Origin of the sequence: Candidatus Thiosymbion oneisti, from assembly GCF_900092655.1 — a bacterium.
Lineage (GTDB): Bacteria > Pseudomonadota > Gammaproteobacteria > Chromatiales > Chromatiaceae > Thiosymbion > Thiosymbion oneisti.
In genome coordinates this window covers 1-2,902 of record NZ_FLUY01000926.1, presented here as the reverse complement: position 1 = coordinate 2,902, position 2,902 = coordinate 1, and the positions used below count along the sequence as shown (strand labels likewise).

Below are 2,902 nucleotides of genomic sequence, written 5' to 3'. Positions count from 1 at the left end.
ATATTTAAATGATTTGTTGGGCACGCCGCCGTCCAAAGATGCGGTTCGCTGCCTACCTGCCCCGTCCCTGGGGCGGTCGGCAGGCGCTCACCACATCCTACCGGCTTTGCCCAACCGACGAGCTTCACCCCGCTCCCACCGGGAGAGAGCCTGCCCCGAGCGCAGCGAGGGGACCGGGGTGAGGGGATCCAAAAAGCAACCGGGAGTGGTCGATGAATCGCTCCAGGCTACCACTTGAAAATTTACCACCACCCTTTCCGTGACGATGGGGCCAATCGTTGACAGGCCAAGGTAAGCGGCAACAGAATGTCGCTCAGCCGTGGCGGGCCGGCGGCTCGGCGGCAAAACGGGCTAGTACCCTATTTCATCCAATTTTGCTTGTTGTCATTTCGAGCGAAGCAAGAAATCCTTGTCCGACGAAGGAAGGATCTTGTAACTTTGTGGTTGTCTTATCGCCAGTCTTATCGCCAAAGGGCTCTCCCTTCGGTCGAGATGACAGAGGCCGGTTTTATCAGAAAATTTTACTGAAACGAGGTACTAGGGCCGGTTTGAATGTCCCTCCGCCAAATCCGGGTCGGTGCGGCGGGAAGCGGATGGTGATGGTTCGCTGTTGTCCGTCACCCCGGATACCGAAAAAAACCTATCTACCAGGGGAGTGGCTACTGATGACACCCGAGAATCGCGCTGCCTACTGGTCAGCAAATCTGCGTTTGCTGATCGTTCTGCTCACCATCTGGTTCCTGGTCTCCTACGGCTTCGGAATCCTGTTGGTGGACGTGCTCAACACCATTTCGTTCGGTGGTTACAAGCTGGGTTTCTGGTTCGCTCAGCAGGGGGCTATGTACACCTTTCTCGTTCTGATCTTCGTCTATGCCGTGCGTATGGGTCAGCTCGACAAGAAATTCGGCGTTCATGAAGATTGAGATACGGGGGAAAGATCGGTGGATCTAAAAGTTCTTACCTACATCATCGTCGGCGTGACCTTCGCGGTCTACATCGGCATCGCGTTTTGGGCCCGCGCCGCATCTACCGGCGAGTTCTACGTCGCCGGCAAGGGCGTCAACCCGATCGCCAACGGGATGGCGACCGCCGCGGACTGGATGTCCGCCGCCTCCTTCATCTCCATGGCGGGCCTGATCGCCTTCGGCGGCTATGGCACCTCGGTGTTTCTGATGGGCTGGACCGGCGGCTATGTGCTGTTGGCCATGCTGCTGGCACCCTATCTGCGCAAGTTCGGGAAGTTCACGGTGCCGGAGTTTATCGGCGAGCGCTACTACTCTAAGACCGCTCGCATCGTGGCCGTCCTGTGCCTGATCATTGCGTCGATCACCTATGTCATCGGTCAGATGAAGGGGATCGGCGTGGCCTTCTCCCGGTTTCTGGAGATGAGCTATGAGTGGGGCCTGTATGTGGGCATGGGGGTGGTGTTCATCTACGCCGTGCTCGGCGGCATGAAGGGCATCACCTATACCCAGATCGCCCAATACTGTGTGCTGATCTTCGCCTACACGATCCCGGCGATCTTCATCTCACTGAACCTGACGGGGATGCCGATCCCTCAGATCGGTTTGGGCAGCGAGATGACCGACGGCTCCGGAACCTACCTGCTGGACAAGCTGGACCTGGTGGTTACGGAGCTCGGCTTCAAGGAGTATTCGACTCAGGTCATGGGCAGCAAGCTCAACATGTTCGTCTACACCCTGTCGCTGATGATCGGGACCGCGGGCCTGCCCCATGTCATCATCCGCTTCTTCACCGTACCCAAGGTCGCCGACGCCCGCAGCTCGGCCGGTTGGGCCCTGGTGTTTATCGCCATTCTCTACACCACGGCACCCGCCGTCGGTGCCATGGCCCGCCTGAATCTGCTGGAGACCATCCAGGTCGGTCCCGTCGGTGAAGAGACCGGCAACCTGGTCTACGACGAGCGTCCGCAGTGGTTCAAGAACTGGGAGACCACAGGTCTCTTGCAGTTCGAGGACAAGAACGGCGACGGGCGCATTCAGTACTACAACGACAAGAACGAGACGTTTGCAACCAAGGCCGAGTCCTTCGGTTGGAAGGGCAACGAGATGGTCAAGGTCGACAAGGACATCATGGTCCTTGCCAATCCGGAGATCGCCGGGCTGCCGAACTGGGTCATCGCGCTGGTGGTAGCCGGCGGTCTGGCAGCCGCGCTCTCGACGGCCGCCGGGCTCCTGCTCGCCATCTCCTCGGCCATCTCCCATGACCTGCTCAAGGGCGTGTTCTGGACCGGCATCTCAGAGCAGCGAGAGCTGTTGGCGGGACGTATCTCCATGGCCGGCGCCATCGTCTTGGCCGGATACTTCGGTCTGCACCCGCCGGACTTCGCGGCCGGCACCGTGGCCATCGCCTTCGGTCTGGCGGCGAGCTCCATCTTCCCGGTGCTGATGATGGGTATCTTCAACAAGAAGGTGAATAAGACCGGCGCCATCTGGGGCATGATCGCGGGTATCGGCGTGACCATGGCCTATGTGTTCCAGCACAAGGGTATCTTCTTCGTCCCCGGCACCGCCTTCTTGGGCGACCTGGAACCGCACTGGTTCTTAGGGATATCGCCGAATGCCTTCGGGGCGGTTGGGGCACTGGTCAACTTTGGGGTGGCGATCCTGGTCTCGAAGGTGACCGCGGAGCCGCCGGAGCATATCCAACACCTGGTCGAGGACATCCGGGTCCCCAGGAGTGTCGGAGAGGCCCCTGCCCATTGACGCGCCGTCAAGACCCGGTGTCTTCCTTAAGCCCCGCTCAGGCGGGGCTTTTTCGTTAGCTGGAATGACCTGCTAGGAGAACCCATGCGCGGCGAGGAATTTCGGCTGGCTCCCCACGCTCCAGCGTGGGAGCAGATCCCGACGCTCCAGCGTCGATTAAGCGCCTCGGTAGGCTA

At 59.8% G+C, this 2,902-nt stretch carries 2 protein-coding genes; both read left to right on the top strand.

Annotation, left to right across the window (positions count from 1 at the left end):
• Positions 1-665 precede the first annotated feature (665 nt).
• Complete coding sequence (locus BQ17_RS09550) at positions 666-923, top strand: DUF4212 domain-containing protein (protein WP_176722367.1); 258 nt, start codon at positions 666-668, stop codon at positions 921-923.
• A gap of 18 nt (positions 924-941) precedes the next feature.
• Positions 942-2,726: a sodium:solute symporter family protein gene (locus BQ17_RS09545; protein ID WP_089726505.1), complete on the top strand. Its 1,785-nt coding sequence runs from the start codon at positions 942-944 to the stop codon at positions 2,724-2,726.
• Positions 2,727-2,902: the final 176 nt, after the last annotated feature.

Excerpts from the sequence above, each read along its gene's own strand:
- BQ17_RS09550 (WP_176722367.1), top strand. The coding sequence starts at position 666 with ATGACACCCGAGAATCGCGCTGCCTACTGGTCAGCAAATCTGCGTTTG.